Annotated in this window: 1 protein-coding gene and 1 pseudogene; both read left to right on the top strand. The window is 67.0% G+C overall.

Going from position 1 to position 1,174, the window contains the following annotated elements:
* Nucleotides 1-177, top strand: a pseudogene (locus tag ACE04F_RS20180) ((4Fe-4S)-binding protein); the annotation flags it as partial.
* Nucleotides 164-1,150 carry an RnfABCDGE type electron transport complex subunit D gene (locus tag ACE04F_RS20175; RefSeq protein ID WP_486109407.1) on the top strand — a complete coding sequence of 329 codons (987 nt, stop codon included), beginning with the start codon at nucleotides 164-166 and terminating at the stop codon, nucleotides 1,148-1,150. The pseudogene ACE04F_RS20180 and the gene ACE04F_RS20175, both read left to right, overlap by 14 nt.
* The last annotated feature ends 24 nt before the right edge of the window (nucleotides 1,151-1,174 follow it).

The following is a 1,174-nucleotide window of genomic DNA, read 5'->3' as shown; positions in this document are numbered from 1 at the left end:
CGGGCGCCGGCGCCGGCGCCGAATGCTGAACTGAAGCGGGCCAAGATCCAGCTGGCGATGCGTCGCGCCGAACTTGGCAAGGCCCGGGTTGCCGCGGCTTCCCCTGAACAACTGCAAACATTGGAGCAAGCGGTGGAAGACGCCCAACGGCAGGTGGACGCCCATGCCGCGCCCTGACCCGGTGGACGAGCGGCTGCGACAAGCGATGCGACGCGTGCTGCTGGCGATGCTGCCCGGCGTGCTGGCGATGGTCTGGTTTTATGGCTGGGGCGTGGCGCTGAACCTGCTGTTGTCGGCCCTCGCCGCGCTGGCCGTCGAGGCGCTGGCGTTGCGTCTGCGAGGACGCCTCATCAAGGCAGGCCTGAGTGACGGCAGCGCACTGGTCAGCGCCGCGCTGCTGGCCATGGCCTTGCCGGCGTATTGTCCATGGTGGCTGACCGTCACGGCCGCTGCCTGCGCCTTGCTGTTCGGCAAGCACTTGTGGGGCGGGCTCGGCAGCAATCCGTTCAATCCGGCGATGCTCGGGTATGCCCTGATGCTGGTGGCGTTTCCCCAGCATCTGAGCCAGTGGCCCGCGCCCCAGGACATCGACTTTCTCGCAGGTCTGCGACAAGTCGCCGGCATTTCCCAGGCGCCCGACGGATGGGCCGGCGCCACCGCGCTCGACAGTCTGCGAATCAACACAAGCCTGACCGTCGACGAACTGTTCGCCAGCAATCCTGCGTTCGGTCGTTGGGGTGGGCGCGGTGTCGAGTGGGTCAACCTGGCCTTCCTCGCCGGTGGCCTGTTCCTGTTGCAACAGCGCGTGTTCAGTTGGCACGCGCCGGTGGGCATGCTTGCCAGCCTGTTCATCTTGGGCCTGCTGTGCTGGAACGGCTCGGGCTCGGACTCCCATGGCTCGCCGCTGTTTCATCTGTTGACCGGGGCAACCATGCTGGGCGCATTTTTCATCGTCACCGAACCGGTGTCAGGCGCCAAGGCCCCGCTCGCCCGGCTGATGTTCGGTGCGGGCGTGGGCGCGCTGGTCTACCTGATTCGCACCTGGGGCAGCTACCCGGACGGCGTGGCGTTTGCCGTGTTGCTGATGAACCTCGGCGTGCCTGCGCTGGACCGTCTCGCCGAAGCACGGCAAAGGCAACCGCTGACATGAAAAGACCCGGCGGCGTGCTGATCC

Source organism: Pseudomonas sp. AGC41, from assembly GCF_057334555.1.
Note: the sequence above shows the minus strand (reverse complement) of the source record. Positions and strands in the feature narration are given on the sequence as shown.

Excerpts from the sequence above, each read along its gene's own strand:
- ACE04F_RS20175 (WP_486109407.1), top strand. The coding sequence starts at position 164 with ATGCCGCGCCCTGACCCGGTGGACGAGCGGCTGCGACAAGCGATGCGA.